This is a genomic window from Marinobacter sp. SBS5 (assembly GCF_048285575.1).
Classification (GTDB): Bacteria; Pseudomonadota; Gammaproteobacteria; order Pseudomonadales; family Oleiphilaceae; genus Marinobacter.
On sequence record NZ_JBLWAZ010000004.1, the window covers coordinates 203,601 to 226,494 of the forward strand.

At 53.2% G+C, this 22,894-nt stretch carries 17 protein-coding genes; 8 read left to right on the forward strand and 9 right to left on the reverse strand.

Going from position 1 to position 22,894, the window contains the following annotated elements:
* Positions 1 to 144 precede the first annotated feature (144 nt).
* Entirely contained in the window at positions 145 to 2,991 is a 2,847-nt protein-coding gene (locus ACNQ6O_RS12540; protein WP_418053565.1) for a M66 family metalloprotease, read from the forward strand.
* Between the two features lie 69 nt (positions 2,992 to 3,060).
* On the opposite strand, the gene ACNQ6O_RS12545 is transcribed toward ACNQ6O_RS12540, so the two are convergent.
* Positions 3,061 to 3,969 (reverse strand): fatty acid desaturase family protein, encoded by a 909-nt coding sequence (locus ACNQ6O_RS12545; RefSeq protein ID WP_418053566.1) that lies wholly within the window; start codon positions 3,967 to 3,969, stop codon positions 3,061 to 3,063.
* A 139-nt stretch (positions 3,970 to 4,108) separates the two neighbouring features.
* On the opposite strand from ACNQ6O_RS12545, the gene ACNQ6O_RS12550 reads away from it, so the two are divergent.
* On the forward strand, positions 4,109 to 5,131 hold the full coding sequence (locus tag ACNQ6O_RS12550; RefSeq protein WP_418053567.1) for an AraC family transcriptional regulator: 1,023 nt from the start codon (positions 4,109 to 4,111) through the stop codon (positions 5,129 to 5,131).
* Between the two features lie 4 nt (positions 5,132 to 5,135).
* Here ACNQ6O_RS12550 and ACNQ6O_RS12555 read toward each other — a convergent pair whose 3' ends face one another.
* A complete protein-coding gene (locus ACNQ6O_RS12555; RefSeq protein WP_418053568.1) occupies positions 5,136 to 6,185 on the reverse strand; it encodes an AraC family transcriptional regulator ligand-binding domain-containing protein in 1,050 nt (349 codons plus the stop codon).
* 171 nt (positions 6,186 to 6,356) lie between these two features.
* Here ACNQ6O_RS12555 and ACNQ6O_RS12560 point away from each other — a divergent pair, with 171 nt between their 5' ends.
* Both ACNQ6O_RS12560 and ACNQ6O_RS12565 read left to right on the forward strand, forming a co-directional pair.
* Positions 6,357 to 6,677, forward strand: coding sequence for a 2Fe-2S iron-sulfur cluster-binding protein (locus ACNQ6O_RS12560; protein WP_418053569.1), 321 nt, complete (start codon positions 6,357 to 6,359; stop codon positions 6,675 to 6,677).
* A gap of 72 nt (positions 6,678 to 6,749) precedes the next feature.
* Positions 6,750 to 8,147 carry a cytochrome P450 gene (locus ACNQ6O_RS12565; protein WP_418053570.1) on the forward strand — a complete coding sequence of 466 codons (1,398 nt, stop codon included), beginning with the start codon at positions 6,750 to 6,752 and terminating at the stop codon, positions 8,145 to 8,147.
* 39 nt (positions 8,148 to 8,186) lie between these two features.
* Here ACNQ6O_RS12565 and ACNQ6O_RS12570 read toward each other — a convergent pair whose 3' ends face one another.
* The 5 genes from ACNQ6O_RS12570 to ACNQ6O_RS12590 all read right to left on the reverse strand — a co-directional run bounded on the left by ACNQ6O_RS12570 (position 8,187) and on the right by ACNQ6O_RS12590 (position 14,059).
* Positions 8,187 to 10,511 (reverse strand): molybdopterin-dependent oxidoreductase, encoded by a 2,325-nt coding sequence (locus tag ACNQ6O_RS12570; protein WP_114334900.1) that lies wholly within the window; start codon positions 10,509 to 10,511, stop codon positions 8,187 to 8,189.
* 293 nt (positions 10,512 to 10,804) lie between these two features.
* Positions 10,805 to 11,440, reverse strand: a complete 636-nt coding sequence (locus ACNQ6O_RS12575) for a response regulator transcription factor (RefSeq protein WP_114334901.1) — start codon at positions 11,438 to 11,440, stop codon at positions 10,805 to 10,807.
* A gap of 6 nt (positions 11,441 to 11,446) precedes the next feature.
* Positions 11,447 to 12,970: a PAS domain-containing sensor histidine kinase gene (locus tag ACNQ6O_RS12580; protein WP_418053571.1), complete on the reverse strand. Its 1,524-nt coding sequence runs from the start codon at positions 12,968 to 12,970 to the stop codon at positions 11,447 to 11,449.
* 97 nt (positions 12,971 to 13,067) lie between these two features.
* Positions 13,068 to 13,613, reverse strand: a complete 546-nt coding sequence (locus ACNQ6O_RS12585) for a hydrolase (RefSeq protein ID WP_418053572.1) — start codon at positions 13,611 to 13,613, stop codon at positions 13,068 to 13,070.
* Between the two features lie 14 nt (positions 13,614 to 13,627).
* Positions 13,628 to 14,059 carry a MaoC family dehydratase gene (locus tag ACNQ6O_RS12590; RefSeq protein WP_418053573.1) on the reverse strand — a complete coding sequence of 144 codons (432 nt, stop codon included), beginning with the start codon at positions 14,057 to 14,059 and terminating at the stop codon, positions 13,628 to 13,630.
* Positions 14,060 to 14,208: 149 nt separating this feature from the next.
* Between ACNQ6O_RS12590 and ACNQ6O_RS12595 the strand changes: the two genes are divergently transcribed.
* The 4 genes from ACNQ6O_RS12595 to ACNQ6O_RS12610 are packed head-to-tail and all read left to right on the forward strand — an operon-like array spanning position 14,209 to position 19,583.
* The gene (locus tag ACNQ6O_RS12595; RefSeq protein WP_418053574.1) at positions 14,209 to 15,576 is read left to right on the forward strand and encodes a malonyl-CoA decarboxylase; all 1,368 of its coding nucleotides are present in this window, start codon (positions 14,209 to 14,211) and stop codon (positions 15,574 to 15,576) included.
* 28 nt (positions 15,577 to 15,604) lie between these two features.
* Positions 15,605 to 16,348 carry an acetoacetyl-CoA reductase gene (gene phbB, locus ACNQ6O_RS12600; RefSeq protein ID WP_418053575.1) on the forward strand — a complete coding sequence of 248 codons (744 nt, stop codon included), beginning with the start codon at positions 15,605 to 15,607 and terminating at the stop codon, positions 16,346 to 16,348.
* 11 nt (positions 16,349 to 16,359) lie between these two features.
* The gene (locus ACNQ6O_RS12605; RefSeq protein WP_418053576.1) at positions 16,360 to 18,138 is read left to right on the forward strand and encodes an acyl-CoA dehydrogenase; all 1,779 of its coding nucleotides are present in this window, start codon (positions 16,360 to 16,362) and stop codon (positions 18,136 to 18,138) included.
* A 23-nt stretch (positions 18,139 to 18,161) separates the two neighbouring features.
* A complete protein-coding gene (locus tag ACNQ6O_RS12610) occupies positions 18,162 to 19,583 on the forward strand; it encodes an NAD-dependent succinate-semialdehyde dehydrogenase (protein WP_418053577.1) in 1,422 nt (473 codons plus the stop codon).
* A gap of 109 nt (positions 19,584 to 19,692) precedes the next feature.
* On the opposite strand, the gene ACNQ6O_RS12615 is transcribed toward ACNQ6O_RS12610, so the two are convergent.
* Together ACNQ6O_RS12615 and ACNQ6O_RS12620 are read right to left on the reverse strand one after the other, a co-directional pair.
* Entirely contained in the window at positions 19,693 to 21,318 is a 1,626-nt protein-coding gene (locus ACNQ6O_RS12615; RefSeq protein WP_418053578.1) for an AMP-binding protein, read from the reverse strand.
* 45 nt (positions 21,319 to 21,363) lie between these two features.
* Positions 21,364 to 22,770, reverse strand: a complete 1,407-nt coding sequence (locus ACNQ6O_RS12620; protein WP_418053579.1) for a hypothetical protein — start codon at positions 22,768 to 22,770, stop codon at positions 21,364 to 21,366.
* Between the last annotated feature and the right edge of the window lie 124 nt (positions 22,771 to 22,894).

Genomic DNA, 22,894 nt, shown 5'->3' on the forward strand with positions numbered 1-22,894 from the left:
CCCATATCTCAACTCTCTGTTGACTCCGCTCACATAATTACACTTCCGCTACAAACCATATGTTTGGCCCCATAGATAACAGCGCACAATCCCATCCCTCTGTTAAACCACGTTAAATCAAAAATTGACTCTTAGGGATTCAAGATGTTAATCGAGAGAATGACTGTACTCGGGTTAACCGGCCTGCTGCTTGCAGGTTGTGGCGGCAGCTCATCCAGCGAAGACGGAGGCACCCCCACGAAAACACCCATCGAGTCTCAGGGCTCTCTCGTCGCCCCAGATGCCATCACCACCCTCGCCTATCAGTATCAGCTGGAGCACGGCGCACTCGCCGGAAACCTGAAATACAGCGCCGAAACTTTGCCTGGCTGGGCCACCATTGACTCTGAAACCGGCCTTATTTCTGGCACTCCCGGGCCCGAGGATGCATCCGCTGAAACCCCCATTTCCGTTACCGTCTCCAGCAACTCCCGCCGCCTGATTCTAAAAGGTGCGATCGTGGTAGAACACGCCGAGGCGTTTCTTGAACAACCGGCATTGGATTTCTACTCGACCAACTTTGAGGGGGAACCTCGAGCATTTAGAAATGATCTGTCTGGCGGCGCACTGGCTGGTGAAGTCCAGTTCGTACAGTCCCATTCGGTGGCACCTGCCGGTAATTTTGAACGCAACCCCGCCGATGAAACTCAAAGCCGGTATATGCCCAAACTCACCGCTCTTCGGGATGCCCTTCTACTCTTCATTCCGTCGAGTGATAAAAAGCCAACAACGTTGCATGTGGAAGTCAGCGTTAACGGCGAGCCACTGATGACCTTGCCGATGGCGCACCCTAATGCACTTCCCAAGTCTGATGTGACCGGTACCAACGGCATCCAATATTCCAAACAAGCCTGGTCCGCGCGACTACCGTGGGATGCCGTACGCAACGGTTTATCTTTGCGGTTTGTCGCCAATAAGGACGCTGGATCTCGCACATTCGGGTATTTACCTGCCTCTGAGATAGAGATCGGCGAAGCCTCGCAACTTGTGCTCCAAAGTATTCGCTTGGGCATGCTAACAGGCACCACGCACGTTGACGGGCACTACAGCCTTCGCGACCCAGTCATGGCGGCAACGGATTATTTCCAGACACTACCCGCTTCAAGATTGGTCATGGGCAGTTACGCCGATGCGGTACTCGACCGGGTGATCATTCGGTCTGGGGTTATCTACGATAAAGACATTGACGGTGCCAGCGCCGTTGAAGGCGGTGTCTATTCTGGTGATATGCGGGAAAACGTCGCCAAATCTCAGGTCAGTGTGGGCATCAACATGGCCAACTTCGGTTATACCAGCAACCACATGAACCAAGGCCATCCCCACGTTTTCAAACAGATCACCAACCATCACGCCTGGGGCATGTATACCAACGGCCGTGTTGACCACGGCCTCAGCGGTGGCAATGGCATCGGCACGCTCTATCATTCTTGGGGTAACGAGGCCAGCCACGAATGGGGGCACGCCTACGGCCTTGGCCACTACCCTGGCAAAGGTCTGACGGAGGATGGCCGCTGGGCAGTCCACCACGCCGATAGCGGCTGGGGCTATATTGCCCACCGTAACCGCATGCGCGCCAACCTGTTCGGGCTGAATGAAGACGGCAACTACAATTTCAAAACCGATGCCATGTCCGGAGGCTCTGACGGTGGGCCATTCTCTGTTTACACCCACTACACCGGCTATTCCGCCAGGCTCATCCAGCATGACATCGCGAGATTTCCGGTTCCCGATGAGCGCTATCCGAGCGGCTACAAAAAATGGGATGCGGCGACCGGGCAATATCAGGATTATCCGAGTCAACACCCCGCACCGGTGCGCACCGGTGTGCCTGTTGCAACGATTTTAGGGGGCTATGATCCGGATGGCACCGCGGCTGTGATCTATCCTGTGTTCCACGGCAACTACGGCAACCTGTTCAACCTTCCCGAGCCTGATTTCAATTCCCTAGGCGATCTATGCTGGATTACGGTCAATAACCATGCAGGGGATCAAAAACGCGTCCAGATTGCAGCCTCCCGGCACCACTCGGGCAGCATTAACCAATTCCACTTCAACCTGCACGCTGACTTCCGGCCAACAAAAGCCAGCCTGCATTGCCGCCGGGATGGCACGGAACAGATGCTTGAGGAAACTGCATTCAACGGGAAAATCCCCGAGCTACCACCTGTTGCCATCGTTGGCCAAGGCACGGAATACCAGCAAATGCGCGAGCGAGACATGGCGGACATTGAGCAAGCTCTGGATGCGATGGATCCAACCCAGTTCAACATTCTGGGTGATGCGCTGGCGATTAAAGTGGCCAGCTACAGCACGAAAGAACTCGAGCGCCATCTGCCAGAAGCGGCATGGGGCCTATTGCAAAAAATGCAAACACAGCAGGCCGCGGCTCGCCAGATTGCAGCCCTTCTTGGCAAAGCGAAGCGCGACCATTGGTCTACCCAGAAAACACGGGAGCACCTGCTTCAAGCGCTGACTGAACACGAATTGATTGAGCCGGTTGACGACTTGCTGCCAACGGGTGATGTGATCAGGGGAAATGGCCGTTATTTCGACAGTCACCTCGAAGATGACCAATACGTTGCTCTAACCGAACTTCCAAATAACATCGACGATTCCAGCCACTGGATTAGAGATTTGAGAGGGCGCATCCACACGGCCGACGCGCCGTGGCAGTGCTTAACGCCGGTTAATAACCGCATCGGGCTATCACTTTGTCGCGATGACCGAGCCGACCAGCGCTGGGCCTACAATGCAGAGTTACTGCAACTGCGTAACGAAGCCAGCCATAAGTGCCTTGATTACGACCGTAGCAACGGCCTATTGATCTCCTGGGGCTGCTCAGGCAGCTGGAACCAGCAGTGGGCTGGCGTTGCCACGCTAGAGAGCCCCCTATTCTCACTGCTTGATGGTGCTTTGCTCAGTAACATTTACAGTGCCATGTTCCCTGATTAAATACAGGCCGGCACCATTTACCAATAGTTTGGCTTCTCACTACGAGCACAACGGATTGTCCTCGTAGTGTCAGCGCTTTTTACTGGCAGCCCCCGACTTACCGATTGGCTTACGGCTGAATATCCCCACAATCGGTGTACCCTGCTCACGCAAAATCGGTTCGATATCATCATGCAGAGCTTGGTAACGATAAAACGGTACGCGCGGGAACAGATGGTGAATGGAGTGTAAGTTCTGCCCTAACCAGAACCAGCCCAACGGCTTCATCCAGACAGGCATGATCAAGCTATTGGTGTTGCGATAACGAGCAGAGTCCCTATAGGGGATGTGCGGCCGATATGCGAACCAATACGCGGTGAAAAAGCCGCCAATAAAGTAACTCGAAAAAAGTACCCACCCGGCATAGGCCACGTCCGTCAGCATGACAAAGGCTACGCGCCAGCCCAGCGATACGGCGATTTCCGTACAATAAACAACCCGTTCTTTGGTGCTGGCTTTATGCCAATGAGTACGGGCAAAAAACGTATTCTGCAGCCAAAGAAACTTGAACACGGTGATCACAGCGCCAAGAGGCCCTTTACCCATACCACTAATCAAGAAATCCGGATCTTTGTCTGGCTGATTGGTGTATCGATGGTGAGTCATATGCTCCAGTCGATGGGAGGCATACGGAGTCGCAATCAGCGGCGCCATCAAGTAGCCGCAAGCGTCATTAAGCCAGCGCAAGTTCTCGTGCTTGCCATGAACATTGCCATGCACGGCCTCATGCACCGGTGTATACGACATGTACGTCAGCATTGCCAACACCAGCACTGTCACTAGCGGGCTCAGCCAGCCCATGGCAAACAACCATAAACCCGCCACGTAACCTGTTAGCACCAACACCACCAGCACTACCGTTGGCCAGGCCATCTCGCCCAGATAGAGTTTGGCGAACTCAACCGCCTCGCGGTTTGGATTCTTCTTATTGTGCAACATAGCTCCGGTCTCATGCTTAGAATTCGATCACCTAAGCAGGTTAGTCGCCCAAGACCCATTGCCCAAGGACATCTACGGCCAATCGCGGGGCTCTTTAGGCCAAGTACCATGCAATCACCGAAACCGCTAAACTTCGCCCATGCTAAAACAACAATCCACGCTTCACCCGATTGCCATCAGTCAGGTCATGATCAACTTTGCCGCCAGCCATGGTATCGCGACAGATGTTTGTCTGGATGGCACATCAATCACCCGAGACGAATTACAGGACGGGGAAGCTCTGATTACCCGGGATCAGGAAATCCGCCTGATCGAGAACTTGATTCATGCACTCCCGGACGAGCCTGCGCTGGGGTTCAAGCTGGGGCTGCAATACAACGTGGCGACGTTCGGTGTGTGGGGATTTGCCTTACGCACCAGCCGAACCCTGCGAGATGCAGCCAACACGGCGCTGCGTTACTTGCCTTTGAGCACCGCCTACTGCCGCATGTACACGTTTGAGGAGGATGGCCGCTTTGGGATTGGGCTGGACCCGGAACCCATCCCCCCGCATTTGCGCCAATTCCTGCTGGAACGGGACCTGGCCACCGGAATAAATCTGCTGAAAGAACTCAGCCTGTCTGGCCTGAGCATCTGCGCAGCCGAATTTCAGGGGCCTCCGCCCGATCACGCTGAACTTATCGCTGACACCATGGGCGTACTACCGCGCTTCCACAGCAACCGCACCGCCATGCTGGTTTCCGCCGAAGCGGCAGACCAGCCCCTCCCTACTTTTAGCCCTCGGCTCGTGCGCATGTTGGACGACCAGTGTCGCTTTCAGCTTGACCAACGACAGACCAGCGGCCTGACAGGCATGGTGCGACAACAAGTGCTGGGTTCGTTGGGGCTGGTCGCCACACTCGACGAAGTCGCCAGCAAGCTCGCCATGTCATCGCGCAGTTTGCGCCGGAAGTTAGAACAGGAAGGCAGCAGTTTTAGAACAATCATTGAAGAAGAGCGGCGCCAAACCGCCACTCAAATACTCAGCAGCAGCGACATGAAGCTGGATGAACTGGCCATTCACTTGGGCTACACCGATACCGCCAGCTTTACCCGCGCATTTCGACGATGGATGGGCATGTCACCCGGTGAGTACCGCAGGCAAAAACAACATAGTTCTTGAAAAATCAGCTCAACACGCTGCTCTCAGGGGCCGAATGCTGACGGCGATACTGGTCCGGCGTCAGGTTAAACCAACGCTTAAACGCCCGCCGAAAGTTCGCGCTGTCGTGGTAGTTCAGTAGCTCTGCAATAGCCTCCACCGACAGTGTGCTGTCCAGCAAATATCCCACGGCCTGTTGCGACATGATTTCATCCCGTACCTGCCGGAAGCTGGTGCCTTCCTGTTTTAGCCTCCGTGCCAAAGTGCGCTTGCAGATAAACAGCGCAGCCGCGGTCTCCTCTTCACTCAGAACCCCTGGCGGGTGTGACAACATCATTTTCTGAACCTGATACTTGCTACTGCTCTTGTTTGGGTTCAGCTGAGCCCGCATGGCTTCGCAGTGCCTGAGCGCCATCATATAGCTTTCATGGTTGGCGGAAGCATTCTGAATCTTGCACACCTCAAGCGGGACTCTCAAAACGTAGGCATCGGCGCCAAATCCGATGGTTGCCGGAATATGTTCCTCATAGCGAGCGGCGTAGGCAGGCTTTTGATGCATAAAATCGATGCTAGCCTCACGAAGTGGGCGCCCGACAATAAACTCGGCGGTATCGAAAAAAATCACCGTGAAAATTTCGCTAAGAAGGCGGAGAAGATCCTCTTCCAGCTCCATAGCGTAGTTACAGCTCAGCTGCAGCCATTCCCCTTCAATCACCAGATCAAGCCGGGCAAGATTCATCCGGGTTGGCAAGTACGCCTGGAACGCTTTTAGAGCCGTGAGCAGATCCGGGCTACTGTTCACCAGAAAACCCAAGGCGCCATGAGTGGGCGAGGTCAGCCTTTGGCCCAAACGCAAGCCAAAGGTGTTGTCCTTAGCGATCCGCAAGCAGTTTTTAAGGATCTGCAGTTGCTGATTTGGCGTCAGTAGGGTGTTTTCCTGCAAAAATTGCTCGACGGACAGTTGAGTGCCCGCCAACACATCCGACACATCACGGGCTAGCAGGCCCAGTTCCCGGGCGGCTAAGCGGCTATAGCTGGAAGGAATGCTGGGTAAATCAAGATCAACAACGCTCATCTTATTTTTATATCCGTTGGTCAGCTTGAAGTTTCATCGAACAGGTTACGCTTTAACCAAGAGTCTTTTAATGACCCCCAGTTGTCAAGTAATGACCTGCCTGCGCTGCACAGCAGAACGTAATCTGAACGGAGTAAGACAATTCCTTGAGATAACACAGGTGAGGTGTTTATGGGGCAGATCACGTTTATTGAACACACAGGCACAGAACATGTGGTGGAGATCGAAGAGGGCCAATCCCTGATGCAGGCGGCGGTGGATAACGGTATTCCCGGAATCGACGCGGACTGCGGCGGAGCCTGCGCCTGCGGCACCTGTCATGTCATTGTGGACAACAATTGGATACAGGCCACCGGCAATATCAATGCCGATGAACTGGGCATGCTGCAGCTCACTCCCGAGCGATCCGATACCTCGCGTTTGTCTTGCCAGGTCACCCTCTCAGAATCTCTCGACGGGCTGGTGGTGCGGTTGCCGGAGTTTCAAATGTAGGCTGGCGCCCACGAACCCGGTTTTTGGTCGATGATAACTATTCAATAAAAAAAGCTGACCGTGGAGGTTTGCATGAGTCTACTTAGCCCCTTCCTTCAACCCGTGGCGAACAAAGCCGCCGCCACTGTGCCTATTGATTGGCAGATCAAAGGAATGCACGCATTTCAGAACCTGAAGAAACGTGTCGGAAAGCGTGAACAGCCGCCCGTTTTCAAGGAAGTTCCGCTTCCAGCCGTGTCTGAACTGGCGCTGGAAGACATCGATGTCAGCAACCCGTTTCTGTACCGGCAAGGCTTGTCGCACTCCTATTTCAAGCGGCTGCGGGACGAGTGCCCCGTGCACTATCAGAAGAACAGCCCCTTCGGGCCCTTCTGGTCGGTTACCCGCTATGAAGACATCATGTTTGTGGATACCCACCATGACCTGTTTTCAGCCGAGCCCATCATTTCCCTCGGCCCGCCACCACCCGGTCTGGAAATCGAAACCTTCATCGCCATGGACCCACCCAAACACGATGTTCAACGCCAAGCGGTTCAGGGCGTGGTGGCGCCTAAAAATCTGGCGCAAATGGAAAGTCTGATTCGCAGTCGCACAGAAGACGTGTTGGATCATTTGCCTATCGATGAGCCTTTTGACTGGGTTCAGAAGGTGTCCATCGACCTGACGTCCCGCATGCTGGCCACCCTGTTCGACTTCCCCTACGAACAACGCCATAAATTGGCCTACTGGTCAGACATGGCCGCTGCACCCCCTGAATCTACCGGCGGCACTGCAGATATTGATGAATCTTTCGTCGCATCAGCTGATATGGCCAAGCAAATGTCTTTGCTGTGGCGCGAAAAAGAAGCCAGAAAGGCAGCAGGAGAAGAGCCTGGGTTCGACCTCATCAGTTTACTGCTGGCGAACGAGAACACCCGCACCATGATCAACCGCCCCATGGAGTTCCTCGGCAACATGGTGCTTCTGATCGTGGGCGGAAACGATACTACCCGTAACTCCATGACCGGCGGCGTATTGGCGCTGAATCAATTCCCGGAAGAACTCACCAAGCTCAAACAAAATCCGGGACTAATCCCCAGCATGGTGTCGGAGATCATTCGCTGGCAAACGCCGTTGGCTTACATGCGCCGCGTTGCAAAGCAGGACGTTGAACTGAACGGCCAAACGATCAAGAAAGGCGACAAAGTGGTGATGTGGTATGCCTCCGGCAATAGGGATGAACGTGCGTTCGAGCAAAACCCAGACCTGTTCATCATTGACCGCAAGAACGTCCGCAAACACCTGTCCTTTGGCTTTGGAGTACACCGCTGCATGGGTAACCGTTTAGCGGAAATGCAGCTGCGGATTCTTTGGGAAGAGATTCTGAAACGCTTCGATGATATCGAAGTGCTGGGCGAGCCGGAGTATGTGCAATCAAACTTTGTGCGTGGCTATACCAAGATGATGGTGAAGCTTAAGAAAACCTCCTAAAACCCTCGGCCACACAAGGCACCGAGGGCTATGGGGCCTTTACGTTTCGCGCCGAATCACAGGTGGAGTGTGCGCCTTCATAGGCGGCACCTCACCACAGTAGACCTCAATATCCACCATGCAGGTCATAGCACTTGGGCCCTGCGACAGACGTGAAGTTCCTTCATCTCGTGTCAGAACATTCGGGTTACCATGCCGGCATGACACATCCGAGTTGCCCGCTTCTGGTGGGTCAAACCAAGCCCCGGTACTTAACTGCAAAACACCCTGGCGCACTTCGTCACTCACCACCGCTGAGCACAAACAAGCGCCCCGGCCATTAAAGATGCGTACCAAGGTGCCGTCGTTAATGTTCCGGATCTTTGCGTCAATCGGGTGAATGACAATCGGTTCACGCCCATTGATCTTCGAGTTCCGGCTGTGGGAACCATGGTCCAGCTGAGAATGCAGTTTGGTTCTTGGTTGGTTAGAAATCAGATGCATAGGGTATTCAGGGTTTGCCTGCCCTAACCACTCTTTAGGATCATTCCAGAACGGGTATCCCGGGCATTCTTCATAGCCAAAGCTTGCCACCGTCTCTGAGAAGATCTCTATTTTTCCGCTGGGTGTTCGTAGTGCATTTGCCTTCGGATCATCGCGAAAGGCTTTCAGGAGAACCTGCGGCTCTTGTGGCATCGCATTTTCAAACCAGCCTTTTTTCTTGAACGCCTCGAAATCTGGCAGCTCTATGCCGTTGGCACCCGCCTTTTCCCGGGTTTCGTTGTAGATCACGTTTAACCACTGCTCTTCGTCGCGTCCTTCCGTGAAGTCTTCTCGGGCACCAAGCTCTTCGGCCAGCTTACTAAAGATCTCGTAGTCCGACAGACTTTGTCCCGCTGGCTCCGCTGCTTTCTGCATATAGATAAGGAAAGGATCGCGACTGGACGACGCAATATCATTACGTTCCAAAAACGTCGCTGCAGGTAACACAATATCGGCGTGTTTCGCCTGAGCGTTCCAACACCATTCATGGACAATCACCGTATCCGGTTTCTGCCAGGCCTCCCTCATACGAACGAGGTCCTGATGGTGGTGAAATGGGTTTCCGCCCGCCCAGTAGATCAGCTTGATTTCAGGATAGGTCCCGGTTCTTCCGTTGTACTCGAATTTCTCACCAGGGTTCATCAATAGGTCTGTAATTCGTGCAACGGGGATAAAGCTCTGTACTGGGTTGTTCCCTTGCGGCAGAGCCGCCCCGGGAATGCCTTGATAATTAGCACCTATAGCATTCATGGCGCTGTAACCAAAGCCGATGCCTCCACCCGGAAGGCCAAGTTGTCCCAACATTGAAGCAACCGCTATAGCAGCCCAGTATGGCTGCTCGCCATTGTCTTGGCGCGTCAGAGACCAACTCACAGAAATCATCGTCCGCTGGCGAGCCATATCCCGCGCAAGATCGCGAATGCATGCTGCAGATAGACCTGTTTTAACCTCTGCCCACGCGCTGTCTTTCTTTATACCGTCGACCTTTCCCACTAGGTATTCTAGAAACTTCTCATAGCCTACCGTGTAGGTGGATAGAAACTCTGTATCGGCTAACCCTTCCTCTTGGAGGGTGTAAGCAATACCCAACAGCAATGCGACATCGCTGCCAGGGTAGATCGCTAGCCAGTCAGCGTTCATTTCCTCCAGAACGTCTGAGCGCAAGGGACTGACATTCACCACCTTCGTTCCGTTGGCCGTTGCCTCCAGCATGCCGCGCTTCTGCACATGACGACCAACACCGCCATTGGTGACCTGGCCATTTTTAGTCGGCGCCCCACCAAACGCCACAAACAGGTCAGTGTGTTCCTTGATAACCTCCCAGCTGGTTGCACCATTCACCATGGAGTAAAAGTCGCCAAGTACGTGAGGCAAAGTGACTTCCGCTGCCGCATAGCTGTAGGTATTCAGAGAATAGGTATAGCCGCCAATCGAATTGAGGAACCTCTTGAGCTGACTTTGCGCGTGATGGAAACGCCCTGCACTGGACCACCCATAAGAGCCACCATAAATAGCTTGGTTACCATAACGACTTCGCACGCGGTTTAATTCTTCCACGACCAGCTTGATCGCCCTAGGCCATGAAACTTCAATAAAGTCATCAGCTCCGCGCTCACCTTTGGCGTGGCCCGGTCCGTTTTCCAGCCATCCTCGTCGAACCATCGGCGCTTTAATACGTGTCGGGCCATCTAAGACATCGACTATGCCTTGACCGATGGGGGAAGGGTCTTCGTCCCTCTCGAATCCCTTGAGCGCAACAACACTCCCATCCTTGGTACAAACACGGTAGGTTCCCCAATGGCTGCTGGTCAGCGTTCCTTCGATTTCATGCTCAGGTTTCATCGATCAAGCCCTCTTACTGTTGTTATTTTCTCATGACAGCATAGACCAAAACCAAGTATATGTACTCGAAACAGTTGATTTAAACCAATTATTTTTACTTGGATAAATTAAGGCGAAGTATAAAGAGGGATAGATGCTACAGAGACAAGAGCAGACAGGCGCAAACACTCATGATTTCGTGCACGCCGTCGGTCATGGAAAATAATTGAAAAGCGCACCGAGAAGGCACGCTGCAAAAGAGAGGAAATACGGTGCCCAACAGAGGGAGAAGCAGGCACCGGTTAAGCTAGATATTACTGTGCTATACCCTGCACAAGCCCCAATGCTATGGCTACTTGCACCAGCTCGGCAAACGAATCTACCTTCATTTTTGCTGTCATGTTCGCCCGGTGCCCTTCAACGGTTTTCCTGTTGATACCGAGTTCATCGGCCGCATCTTGGTTCGATAGGCCCTTCACAATCAGCTCCAAAACCTGGCGTTCTCGGCGGGTTAAGCTGTCGTAGCGCTCCCGGATACGCGACTGGGAGCGGCGCTGCGCAAATCGGGTTCGGTCTTTTTCCAGAGCATTGTGAACGTGATCGATCAGTACCTGATCATCAAAGGGCTTTTCGATAAACGTAGTGGCACCCTGCGTCAACGCAGTCACGGCCATATCCACATTACCGTGGGCAGAAATCATGATCACAGGCAGTTCGATATTGTATTCGGGCAACTTCTTCTGGGCGTTAATGCCACTGAGGCCGGGCATTCGCACATCCATCACAATACAACCGCTCGCACTCGCATCGAACCCCTCGAAAAAGGCCAACGCATTTTCGTAGGACTGCACTTTGAGGCCGACAGACTCAAGCAGCCACTTTAAAGAGTCTCTTACGTCCGTATCGTCATCAATAACGAAAACTGTTTGTGCATCTTTATTCGGGTTCATGAGTGATCAATCAGCAATATTAAGAGTAAATGAAAAGCGAGCTCCTCCGGCAGGGATGTTTTCTACCCAGAGTTCACCCTCAAGATTCTCTACCAATGAACGGCTGATGGCCAGCCCCATTCCAAGACCGGCTTCCTTGGTTGAAAAAAAACGATCAAAAAGGCGAGCCATATCCGATTCCGAAACCCCCCGCCCCTGATCATCCACTTCAACCCGCAATTGCGCGTTCTCATGAGGTTTAACGCTGATTGTCACGGTGGTGGTTGCTTCTTCATCGTCGGTTGAGGCGCTTGCTTCTATCGCGTTCACGATCAGATTCAACAACACCTGTTCCAGCTGAATTTTATCACCTTTGACTGCAGGCAAATCTGCAGGTTGCTCAAACACGATACGTACGTTATGCCGTTCCGCCATGTTCTCGCAAAAGTCGATCATTTCGCCGATCAAATCCGGCAAATTGAGACGGGTAACAACCGGCTCCTGTTTGCGGGTAAAATCCATCATTCGATGGATAATCTCCCCGGCCCTTAACGCTGTTTTGATGCTTCGAGTAATCGGTAACTCTACATCACTCCAAGACAATGTAGGCTTATCGGCAAATCGTCGCTCAATCCCCCGAAGATAGTTCACCATCGCCGAGAGCGGCTGATTCAATTCATGGGCCAGACTCGACGCCAGCTCACCCATGGTTACCAGCCGGCTAGCGTGATTGATGTCAGCTTGGTACTGCTTGAGTTGTTCCTCTGCGGCTTTTTTCTCTGTTAGGTCGTGAGCCACCAATGAGAAATACTCGATATCCCCATGCAAGGAGCGATGGGCAAGCAGCTCCAGCATGACCGGTATACGGGCGGATTTCAGGCTCTGCATGGTCAGCTCCCCACGCCAGTTCCCCGTTTTTTCCGCGGTAGGAAACCCCTCGTCCATTAAGGTTGCGAGGCCTTTTTCGGTCACAAAGCGGGATAAAGGGAAAGCACTGTAATCCGTATATTCCAGCTCCAGAACATTTCGCGCGGTTTCATTCAGGTGTGAAACGGTAAAATCGAGGTTCGCAAATATCACCAGATCCTGAGTACTTTCCAGCACGCGCGCCAACCGACGACTGGCTTTGTCAGCCTTGACCCTATGACTCGCATCTCGGGAGACCACCAGAATTTCCCGGATATCATTGGTCTCAGGGTCCCGAATGGTTCGACTGGTACTTTCCAACCAGGTGTAATGACCCTCCTTACACCGAAAACGGTAGGTGTGGGTATACAAACCGCGGTCGTAATTAACCGTCGGTGCCCGCAAACGGAAATCTTCTACATCATCGGGGTGATACAGGTCGTAGGCGGAGATGCCAACGATCTCCTCAACAGAATACCCCAGCAAGTGCGTTACTGCCGGAGACGCATAGATAAACCGCCAATCTTCCGGTGTGTGCCGGGAGATCATGTCGGTAGATTGTTCCGCCATTTCCGCCAGCAGGCGGTTACGTTCGGCATCGTCGGTCAGGGCGGTCAGCCCTTCTTCCGGTGTGCGGTTTTTCATGGCTACGGGGCTCTCGAAAGCTCGGGTTGCGTTAGTTAACCCTATTCTGAAGGTCTCCGGGGCCCTTGACCACAGGATGCCAGGGCCCCGCGACTGACTAGCGCAGAAACTCTTTGCTGAAGGCCTTGAATTCGGCCGCATCCGAACGCCGAAGCCATTCAAACCCGACCATTTCTTTGGTCACGATCCGGGCTCCGGCCTGTTCCATCCGGCGTAGCGCTACTTCCGTGTCGTAGGCGTTGCGTGCGGAAATAGCATCCGCCACCACAAACACCTCCAACCCCTTCTCCAGAAGCCTTATCGCCGATTGCATCACACAAGCTTGAGACTCCATCCCACACAGGACGACTTGTTTGCGATCATGCGCCTGGAACGCCTTTTCAAAACCCGGGTCATCAATACAGGCAAAGAATGTTTTGCCGTAAATGTTGGCTGCCCCCACCAGTTCGCGCAGCCCCTCTTCCGTATGGCCCAAGCCCTCTGGATACTGCTCGGATCCAATCACCGGTACGTTCATCAACCCGGCAAGGCGCACCAACCAACTGCAGTTGTTCACCAGCCTCTCGTTTTCATGCACCCCGCCCAACAAGCGTGCCTGCACATCAATCACTGCAACGATGCAATTCTCTTGATCCATTAACATAATAATCTCCAGACTTACGCCGGGCGGCGGTCAACCATATTCGTTGCAACACCCTCTGCAACCACTTTGTCGCCGACTTTACAGATGGTCTCCAGTTTTACCCGACGTCGCTCTTCATTGATTTCAATAACCTTGGCAGAGGCAACTACGGTGTCTCCAATATGAACCGGCGCTTTGAACTTAATCTGCTGGTCGATATAGATGGCACCGGGGCCCGGCATGCGTGTGCCCAACACGGCAGAGATCAGAGCTGCACTGAACATGCCGTGCACAATGCGTTCTTTAAACGGCGTGGTCTTCGCATACTCAGCGTTAATATGCACCGGGTTGTCATCACCACTAATACCGGCAAACAACACCACATCAGCTTCGGTAATCGTTTTGGCGTAAAACGCCTCCATTCCAACTTCAAGGTCTTCTAGGTAGTAGCCATGTAATTCTTGCATTGCTTTTCCTCTGATTGATCCATACACCTACTACATTACTGGTTTATATCCATCAAACCAAGTACTTTTACTTGGTTTTTCTAAAATGCTCTGGTAGCCTTCTGTCATTCACAAAGACAACACCGCTGTGCACATAGGGAGTCGCGGTTATGCAGAGGCAACCCGTAAGCATTTTTGAAAGAGCCTTTAAAAAACTGGTTCCGGGCGGATTGGAATCGATGGGGCGTCGTGGCTCAGACATCATGAACATCGCCGAAGATCTGCCAGAGTCGGATCTTGCCACTGTTAAAGAATGGATTGATGACTGCCTTGCCGAAAACGGCGGCCAGGTAGAAGCTCGCAAGCGTGCCGCCTTGCTCGGCCGCGCTTATCTAAAGCTGTCTATGACTGGAAGAACCCGTTTCTTGGGCCTACTTGCAGAACACTATGGTGTGAATGAAGCCAGCGTAGAGAGCGCCATAGATCAATGGCATAACGCCAAGGCCAACGAGAAAACCAAAGCCGCACAGTCATTACGTAAGGCGTTGATTCCTAGCCGCACGGTGCTGCTGAAACAGTTCAACGGCGTACCATCCGGGGTTAAGTTTCTCGTGGATATGCGCGAAGAGTTACTACAGCTGTGCAAAGACTATCCGGAACTAAAACCACTGGAAACCGACCTCCGTGACCTGCTGGCGACCTGGTTCGACATCGGCCTGTTACAACTGGAAGAAATCAGCTGGAACTCCAGTGGTGCCATTCTGGAAAAACTGATTGCCTATGAGGCCGTCCACGCCATAAAGAGCTGGAGCGACCTCAAGAATCGCCTTGATTTCGACCGTCGCTGCTTTGCCTTTATTCATCCGAATATGCCAGACGAACCGCTGATTTTCGTTGAAGTGGCTTTGGTGAATGGCCTCGCTGATAACGTTCAAAAGCTTCTGGACGAGCACGCCCCCACCCAAGACATCGACAAAGCTGATACTGCAATTTTCTATTCAATCTCCAACGCCCAACAGGGATTGGCGGGCATCAGCTTTGGCAACTTCCTCATCAAGCAAGTGGTCAGCAAGCTTCAGGTGGAATTCCCCCAGTTAAAACAGTTTGCCACGCTGTCACCCATTCCGGGCTTCCGCCGCTGGCTGGACAACACCCCGGCAGATCAGTTGGCCCTACTGCCAGGCGGAGAGCAGTGGCTAAGCTCGCCTCCGCCACGGGACCCGGTTCGAGCAAGTCAGGCCGATGTCACCGGCGCCCAACAAGAAGCCATCATGAAGCTCGCTGCGTCCTACCTGTGTTCCAAGAAACCCGGTACGTCGCGTGCCAACGACCCGGTAGCCAATTTCCATTTAAGCAACGGCGCTCAGGTTGCCAGGCTCAACTGGATGGCCGACACCTCAGACAAAGGCCTGAAGCAATCCGCCGGCTTGATGGTTAATTACCTGTACGAGCTTCCGAAGATTGTTGATCGCAGTAATCAGTACACCTCCGAGGGAATCATTTCCCAGTCATCAAACATCAAGAAACTTTTGAAATAGACAATCCGTAAAAAGAAAGGAGAACACCATGACTAATCGCATCGCAGTTATTACCGGAGCAAACGGTGGTCTGGGTACCGCCATGTGTAAAGCGCTGGCCGCTCAGGGCCGTAAGGTAGTCGGCACTCACTTGCCCGGCGAGGAAGCGCAAGCCAAAGACTGGCAGGCAAACCTACGTGAAGAAGGTATCGATGCCGCCATCTACCCGCTGGACGTCACCGACTTCGAAGGCTGCAAGGCGTTTGTTGCCGAGGTTGAACAAGATCTTGGCCCAATCGACATTCTGGTTAACAACGCAGGCATCACCAACGATGCACCACTAAAGAGAATGCAGCCAGAACAGTGGAATCAAGTCATCAACGTGAACCTGACATCCATGTTCAACATGTGCCAGCAGGTGTTCGAGGGCATGTGCGAGCGCGGCTTTGGCCGTATCGTGAACATTTCGTCGCTGAATGGTGAGAAGGGGCAGTTCGGCCAGTGTAACTATGCGGCCACAAAAGCCGGCATCTATGGTTTCACTAAGTCCATTGCTCAGGAAGGCGCCCGTAAAGGCGTAACCGCCAACTCGGTTTCCCCTGGCTACATCGATACCCCAATGGTTCGTCAGGTGCCTGAAAAAGTACTGAACAACATTGTTGCCGGCATTCCGGTTGGCCACCTTGGCAAGCCTGAAGACATCGCCAGAGCCGTAGCTTACCTGACCGCGGATGAAGCCAGCTTCGTGACCGGCACTAACATGTCGGTTAACGGCGGCCAGTACATGGCTTAAGGGAGTACACCATGACAGAGTTCAGAGCACCCACCCGTGAGATGGCGTTTACCCTGCAGCAAGTCGCCGGGTTTTCAGAAATGGCAAAAGCCTGCGGCTACGAAGATGCTTCCGAAGATGTCGTTGCAGCCATTCTTGAAGAAGCCGCTCGCTTTGCCGGTTCAGTCATCTCCCCAACCAACGTCACCGGTGATCAAACCGGCGTGCGCCTGGATAGCGACTACAAGGTGGCCACCCCGGCAGGCTTTAAAGAGGCTTACCAGCAATACGCAGAGAGCGGCTGGGCCAGCCTGCAGTTTGACCCGGAGTTCGGTGGTCAGGGCTTGCCTTTTTCTTTGGCCATTCCTGTTCAGGAAATGTGGCATGCTGCCAACATGGCGTGGGGGCTCTGTCCTTTGTTATCTCAAGGCGCCGTAGAGGCGCTTTCGGAGAACGCCAGCGATGTGCTGAAAGAGCAGTTGCTGCCCAAAATGATTTCCGGGCAATGGACCGGGACGATGAACCTGACCGAACCACAGTCCGGCTCAGATTTATCCAACATTCGTACCCAAGCCCGTCCGGATGGCAATGCCTACCGGATAAAAGGCCAAAAGATTTTCATCACCTGGGGTGAGCACGACATGGCGGAGAACATCATCCACCTTGTACTTGCTCGCCTGCCCGATGCCCCTCCCGGCGTCAAAGGAATATCACTATTTGCAGTCCCCAAGTATCTGCCGGATGCTTCTGGGGAACTTGGGGAAAGAAACGACTGTCACGCGGTCTCACTTGAACACAAACTTGGCATCCACGCCAGCCCCACCTGCGTCATGAGTTATGGCGATAATGAAGGCGCCATCGGTTATCTGGTGGGCGAAGAGAATCGTGGCCTAGCCTGTATGTTCACCATGATGAACAACGCACGGCTAACCGTTGGCCTGCAGGGCGTTTCCATTTCCGAACGCGCTTACCAACAGGCGCGGGACTATACCTTCGAGCGAACTCAAGGCACAGCTCCCGGCGAACAAGGTGTTTCCCCGATCATCAAGCACCCGGACGTCCGCCGCATGCTGATGATCATGAAAACCTTAACGGAGGCTGCTCGCGGGCTCGCCTACACAGGCTGCGTCGCTGTTGATTACGCCAACGCTGAGAACCTGCCAGACGAGATCAAAAGCCGCTACACCCGACGGGCTAACCTGCTGACACCCCTGGTTAAAGGTTGGTGCACAGAAATTGCACAGGAAGTCACTTCTCTGGGTATTCAATGTTACGGCGGCATGGGTTTTATCGAAGAGACCGGCGCTGCACAGCACTATCGAGATGCCCGCATTCTACCCATATACGAAGGCACCAACGGCATTCAGGCCCTTGACCTGATCGGCCGTAAAACGATTCGTGACAAAGGCCAGGCCATGGCCGAGCTGATTGATGATATTCGCCCACTCACCGGCCCGCTGCAAAGTAGCTCAGTGCTCACCGCTGAGCGCCAGGCTAGATTTGACCAAGCAGTGGCGTTCCTCGAAGATGCCACCAGAATAGTTCTGGAACGCGGCGATGACGACCAGTTCACTGGTGCCGTTGCCTTCGACTACCTGATGCTGAGTTCAATCGTGACAGCAGGCTGGCTGATGCTAAAAGCCGCTACTGCAGCCGCAAATGATCAGGCTGACCAGAGTGCTTTCGCAGCAAACAAACTGGCCACCACGAACTTTTTCATCGATCACATTCTGCCACGCTGCTCTGCGCACCTGAGCTCGATGCGATCCGGTGACGACGCCATCATGGCGCTATCGGAAACAGACTTTTAATAACAACCAAGAGGTATCGCCTCATGTACATTAACGGAGAATGGTTAACCGGGCGCCCTGAGCTCTCGGTAACCAACCCCGCAACGGGTGAAGTCATCGGGCAGGTGCCCGATTGCACAGATCAGGATATTGAGGCGGCCATTACGGCCGCCGATTATGCTTTTAAAGAATGGCGAAAGACCACCGCTTACCACCGCTCCCAATTGCTCTACCGGGCTTGGGAACTGATGATCCGGCAAAAGCGCGAACTGGCTGAACTGATGACACGCGAACAGGGCAAACCCCTAAAAGCGTCCCTCAACGAAGTTCAGTACGGTGCGGATTTCCTTCTGTGGTTTGCCGAAGAGGCCAAACGCGTATACGGGCAAAGTATTCCTTCCGCCCGTGAAAACCAGCGTTTTATGGTGCAGAAATCACCGGTTGGCGTGGTCGGCGCGATTACACCCTGGAACTACCCAATTTCGATGATTACTCGCAAGCTCGCACCCGCACTGGCGGCCGGCTGCACGGTCATCCTAAAACCGGCTGAAAGCACGCCCTTGTGCGCAAAAGCCATGGTCGAAATCTTCGCCGAAGCAGGCTTCCCGGCTGGCGTAATCAACCTGCTAACCGTGCGAGATCCTTCCCGAGTGGGCGATGCGTTTTGCACCGACCCGCGCGTTCGCAAGTTGACCTTCACAGGCTCTACACCTGTTGGCAAAAAGTTAAACGGCTTGGCCGCAGCCAACATGAAGCGCGTATCTATGGAGCTCGGCGGCCATGCGCCTGCCATCGTTTTCCCTGATGCCGATCCGGTGCATGCTGCCAAAGGCCTGTCTCTGGTCAAGTTCTTGAATACTGGCCAGGCCTGCATTAGTCCTAACCGTATTTTCGTGCACGAGGACCACCTCGAGCCGTTCGTTAAAGAACTCACCAGCCGCGCCAGCCGCCTGGTAGCCGGCAACGGCATGGATGAAGGTGTGGGTATTGGCCCGCTGATCAACGACCAAGCCATCCAGAAGGTTGATAGTCAGGTTAAAGACGCCGTTGCCAAGGGCGCAAAGGTAGAAACGGGTGGCCAGCGATTGATGGATAACGGCCTGTCGGGTGGTTATTTCTACGCCCCAACCGTGCTCTCCGGCGTAACGCCTGAAATGAAAATCTACCGGGAAGAAACCTTTGGCCCAGTTGCTCCGATAATCACCTATCGATCAGAAGACGATGTTATCGCCATGGCCAACGATACCGAGTATGGCTTGGCAGCCTATATCTACAGCAACAACATGACCACTGCCATGCGGGCATTTGAAGCTCTGGATTTCGGCATCATTGGCATTAACGACATCAACCCGACCAGCGCTTCAGCGCCGTTTGGTGGCATGAAAAACAGCGGGCTCGGAAGAGAAGGCGCGCAGGAAGGTATTGAAGAATATCTGGAAACCAAATTGGGGGGCTTTGCCCTCTAGGTTGCTTTCTCACTGCTTATGCCCGGCTTTTAGCCGGGTTTTTTTGGGCCAAAAAAAGCCCCCGGCCGAGGCCGGGGGAAATAGCTACAGCTTTACAACAAGCCCACCGCTATGCTGTCAGCTGACTCCTCAACACATGCTTCTGCAGTTTACCGGTTGATGTTTTCGGCAAATTATCTGCGAATACGATCTTCTTAGGTACTTTAAATCCGGCAAGCTTGGTGCGACAAAAAGCCACCATATCCGCTTCCGTCAAACCGTCACTCCCGGATTTCAGGGTAATAAAGGCACACGGAATTTCACCCCAATGATCATCCGGAGCCGCAACGACCGCCGCTTCCAATACCGCCGGGTGCTCGTATAGTGTGCTTTCGACTTCTAACGTCGAAATATTCTCGCCGCCGGAGATAATAATGTCTTTGGAACGGTCTTTGATTTCCACATAGCCATCGCGGTGCCATACACCCAGGTCACCCGTGTGGAACCAACCGTTATTAAACGCCTTGGCAGTTTCTTCTGGGTTATTAAGGTAACCCTTCATCACGGAGTTGCCTCGGACAAACAGCTCACCAATGCTCATCCCGTCTTTTGCAACGGGCTCAAGCGTGACAGGATCTGCCACCATCATGTCTGTCATAGACAGAGAGATGATCCCTTGCCGCGCCATCTTACTGGCTTTGTCCTTGGCATCCATGGAATTCCATTCGTCCTGGAATTCGCAAATCAGGCTCGGACCGTAGGTCTCCGTCAATCCATACAAGTGAACCACCTGCACGCCCATGGCTTCCATAGCCTCAATGGTTGCAGCTGGGGGGGCCGCGCCTCCAGTTGCGGCTGTCACGTGCTGGCTAAACGGTTTCTTATCTTCCTCGGGGGCATTAATGAGCATGTTCATAACAACCGGTGCTGCGCAAAAGTGAGTAACACCGTGTTTTGAAAGCGCCTCATAGATGGCCTTAGGCTGCGGTGAGCGCAGGCAAACATGAGTGCCCGCCACAGCGGTCACTGCCCACGGGTAGCACCAGCCGTTGCAATGGAACATCGGCAGTGTCCATAAGTAAACAGCTCCTGCAGGCAATCCAAACCCAATCACATTACTCATGGCGTTCAAATTGGCCCCACGGTGATGGTAAACCACGCCTTTGGGGTTGCCGGTAGTGCCAGAGGTGTAATTCAGAGCAATGGCCTGCCACTCATCGTCCGGCAGTTCCCATTGAAAATCATCGTCACCTGTCGCCAGCAAAGCGTCATAGGTCATCTTGCCAATCAGCTCACCGCCTTCAAAATTCGGGTCATCAACATCGATGACAGTGGGCTTGGCGTCGCAGCCCTTCAGCGCTTCTCGGGACCGGTCACTGTATTCTTTATCGGTAAAGAACACCTTGGCACGGCTGTGATTGAGCATGAAGGTCATGGTCTTCGAATCTAGCCGGGTGTTTTGAGCATTCAATACCGCACCGATCATCGGCACCGCGAAATGCAATTCCAGCATTTCAGGAATGTTCGGTAACAAAGCAGCAACCGTATCGCCTTTACGCACCCCGAGCTTGCGCAGCGCGGAGGCCATTTTCAGACAGCGTTCATAGGTTTCCAACCAATTCCGACGGATGCTCCCGTGAATAACCGCTGTACGCGACGGATGCGCCAGGGCCGTTCTCTGAATGAAGGTGATCGGTGTCAGAGGCGTATAATTCGCTTCTGTCTTATCGAGTTCAACCTCAAACATATTTTCCATTTCGTTTAACCTCTTGTTGTTCCCTTAGACGACACTCTGCTGCCTTTAACTTCGTTCGGCGACAACATCTGCATTCGGTGCAGGTTCGTCATCATGGTGATGTGCTGCAATGTGGGCATCTGCGAACCAGTTTTTTTCCAACACTAACCACAACACGAGACCGATGCCTAAACCCCATGCAGCGCCTTTAACGGCGAGAACGGATCCAACAATGATTGCAACGCCTCGCCCAAGATTGCTTTCACGTTCCAGCATTTCAATGGCCAAATATCCACACAAGTAGCCCTGAATCAGCAAGGTCAATGCCATACCAATATTGAGTCCTGGCTTAAACAAGGTCACAACGGGCACCAACACAATGGCTATGGTCATCCCCCAGTACAGGCTGGTTGCACCACCCCAGTAGCTGTCCATGACCGAGCGCGGGTTATTCATGTAGCGATTGATAACCAGCGCTTGGCCACCGGTCCATCCTGGGCCAGACAGGCTGATGAAAGGTGCGAAAATGCCGTGAAGGGTGTTTCGAATGCCTACGATGATACTGTTGCGGCGCGGACTGAAGACGAGTTTTTCGTCCTTGCGGACACTGTCAGCGTTCTTGAACAACGAGTCCATTACCAGGATGTCGCCAAAGGCAATAATATAGGCAGCTAAAGCTAGCGGAATAGCATCGATAAAGTACTGCAGCGGCGGCAGGCCCAGACCGATGATGCTGTATTCCTGGAGGATTGTACCTATCGGAATAGTCGTGAAGCCCCACTCGATCACGGGCATCTCGACCTCTCCTATAATCAGACCGAACACGTAGGCGATTAGGAAAGGAATCGCTATGCCGTACTGAGCCACAAAACGGAAAAAGCCGTAACGGGCACGCAGTGGTCCAGCCGTTTCTGAGAAGAGCATGAAGAAGCCCAGGACGGCCCCCGTCAGAATGGTGATCGGCATAGTCCAAACACGACCATCTGCAGCGAACTCTCCCATCACCGCAGAGACCCCCGCACCGATAAGGATGCCCGCTTTTAGAGACATGGGCATTTTTCGTACTAACGAATCCGCCCCCTTAAAAACCCCAAGCCCTAAGAAAACCAAGGCAACGGTCAATTGGAGTGCAATGAGCGCCAGTATTCTGGCTTCCCCCTCTGGATAACCCATCAAAAATGCAACATACAAAGGAATACCCGCGGTAATCCAGCCGGCAACCGTTGGGTCACCAAAGTGCGTATGCAGCAAATAAAGTATGTTGTTGAACAATACGAAGGCAACCGCGATCTCAAACGGAATACCTAACACGGAAGTCATCAGTGCCGTGATACTCAAAGGGACAACACAAAGAATCGCGCCCTGCAAAATATCCGGAATTTCTAGTTTGTAGTGCACGAAGGGCACGCGTAGTTTTAACGCTCCTAACGCCGACGGCTGCTCACCGCCTGCTGGTCTCTTCTGCAAGGACATTGTTTTTATTCTCCATCCAACGGAATGTGGAAATACAACAGTAGAGTATTAACCCCAACTGAATACTAAGCATTACCACCCATCCAATCAATGGTTTTTACTTGGTTTTGCGAGTATTTTTATT

What these genes read in the sequence shown, in the direction of transcription:
- ACNQ6O_RS12540 (WP_418053565.1), top strand. Translation starts at nt 145, where the DNA reads ATGTTAATCGAGAGAATGACTGTACTCGGGTTAACCGGCCTGCTGCTT.
- ACNQ6O_RS12610 (WP_418053577.1), top strand. Translation starts at nt 18,162, where the DNA reads ATGTACATTAACGGAGAATGGTTAACCGGGCGCCCTGAGCTCTCGGTA.
- ACNQ6O_RS12550 (WP_418053567.1), top strand. Translation starts at nt 4,109, where the DNA reads ATGCTAAAACAACAATCCACGCTTCACCCGATTGCCATCAGTCAGGTC.
- ACNQ6O_RS12590 (WP_418053573.1), bottom strand. Translation starts at nt 14,059, where the DNA reads ATGCAAGAATTACATGGCTACTACCTAGAAGACCTTGAAGTTGGAATG.
- ACNQ6O_RS12545 (WP_418053566.1), bottom strand. Translation starts at nt 3,969, where the DNA reads ATGTTGCACAATAAGAAGAATCCAAACCGCGAGGCGGTTGAGTTCGCC.
- ACNQ6O_RS12555 (WP_418053568.1), bottom strand. Translation starts at nt 6,185, where the DNA reads ATGAGCGTTGTTGATCTTGATTTACCCAGCATTCCTTCCAGCTATAGC.
- ACNQ6O_RS12570 (WP_114334900.1), bottom strand. Translation starts at nt 10,511, where the DNA reads ATGAAACCTGAGCATGAAATCGAAGGAACGCTGACCAGCAGCCATTGG.
- ACNQ6O_RS12580 (WP_418053571.1), bottom strand. Translation starts at nt 12,970, where the DNA reads ATGAAAAACCGCACACCGGAAGAAGGGCTGACCGCCCTGACCGACGAT.
- ACNQ6O_RS12620 (WP_418053579.1), bottom strand. Translation starts at nt 22,770, where the DNA reads ATGTCCTTGCAGAAGAGACCAGCAGGCGGTGAGCAGCCGTCGGCGTTA.
- ACNQ6O_RS12615 (WP_418053578.1), bottom strand. Translation starts at nt 21,318, where the DNA reads ATGGAAAATATGTTTGAGGTTGAACTCGATAAGACAGAAGCGAATTAT.
- ACNQ6O_RS12595 (WP_418053574.1), top strand. Translation starts at nt 14,209, where the DNA reads ATGCAGAGGCAACCCGTAAGCATTTTTGAAAGAGCCTTTAAAAAACTG.
- ACNQ6O_RS12585 (WP_418053572.1), bottom strand. Translation starts at nt 13,613, where the DNA reads ATGTTAATGGATCAAGAGAATTGCATCGTTGCAGTGATTGATGTGCAG.
- ACNQ6O_RS12605 (WP_418053576.1), top strand. Translation starts at nt 16,360, where the DNA reads ATGACAGAGTTCAGAGCACCCACCCGTGAGATGGCGTTTACCCTGCAG.
- ACNQ6O_RS12560 (WP_418053569.1), top strand. Translation starts at nt 6,357, where the DNA reads ATGGGGCAGATCACGTTTATTGAACACACAGGCACAGAACATGTGGTG.
- ACNQ6O_RS12565 (WP_418053570.1), top strand. Translation starts at nt 6,750, where the DNA reads ATGAGTCTACTTAGCCCCTTCCTTCAACCCGTGGCGAACAAAGCCGCC.
- phbB (WP_418053575.1), top strand. Translation starts at nt 15,605, where the DNA reads ATGACTAATCGCATCGCAGTTATTACCGGAGCAAACGGTGGTCTGGGT.
- ACNQ6O_RS12575 (WP_114334901.1), bottom strand. Translation starts at nt 11,440, where the DNA reads ATGAACCCGAATAAAGATGCACAAACAGTTTTCGTTATTGATGACGAT.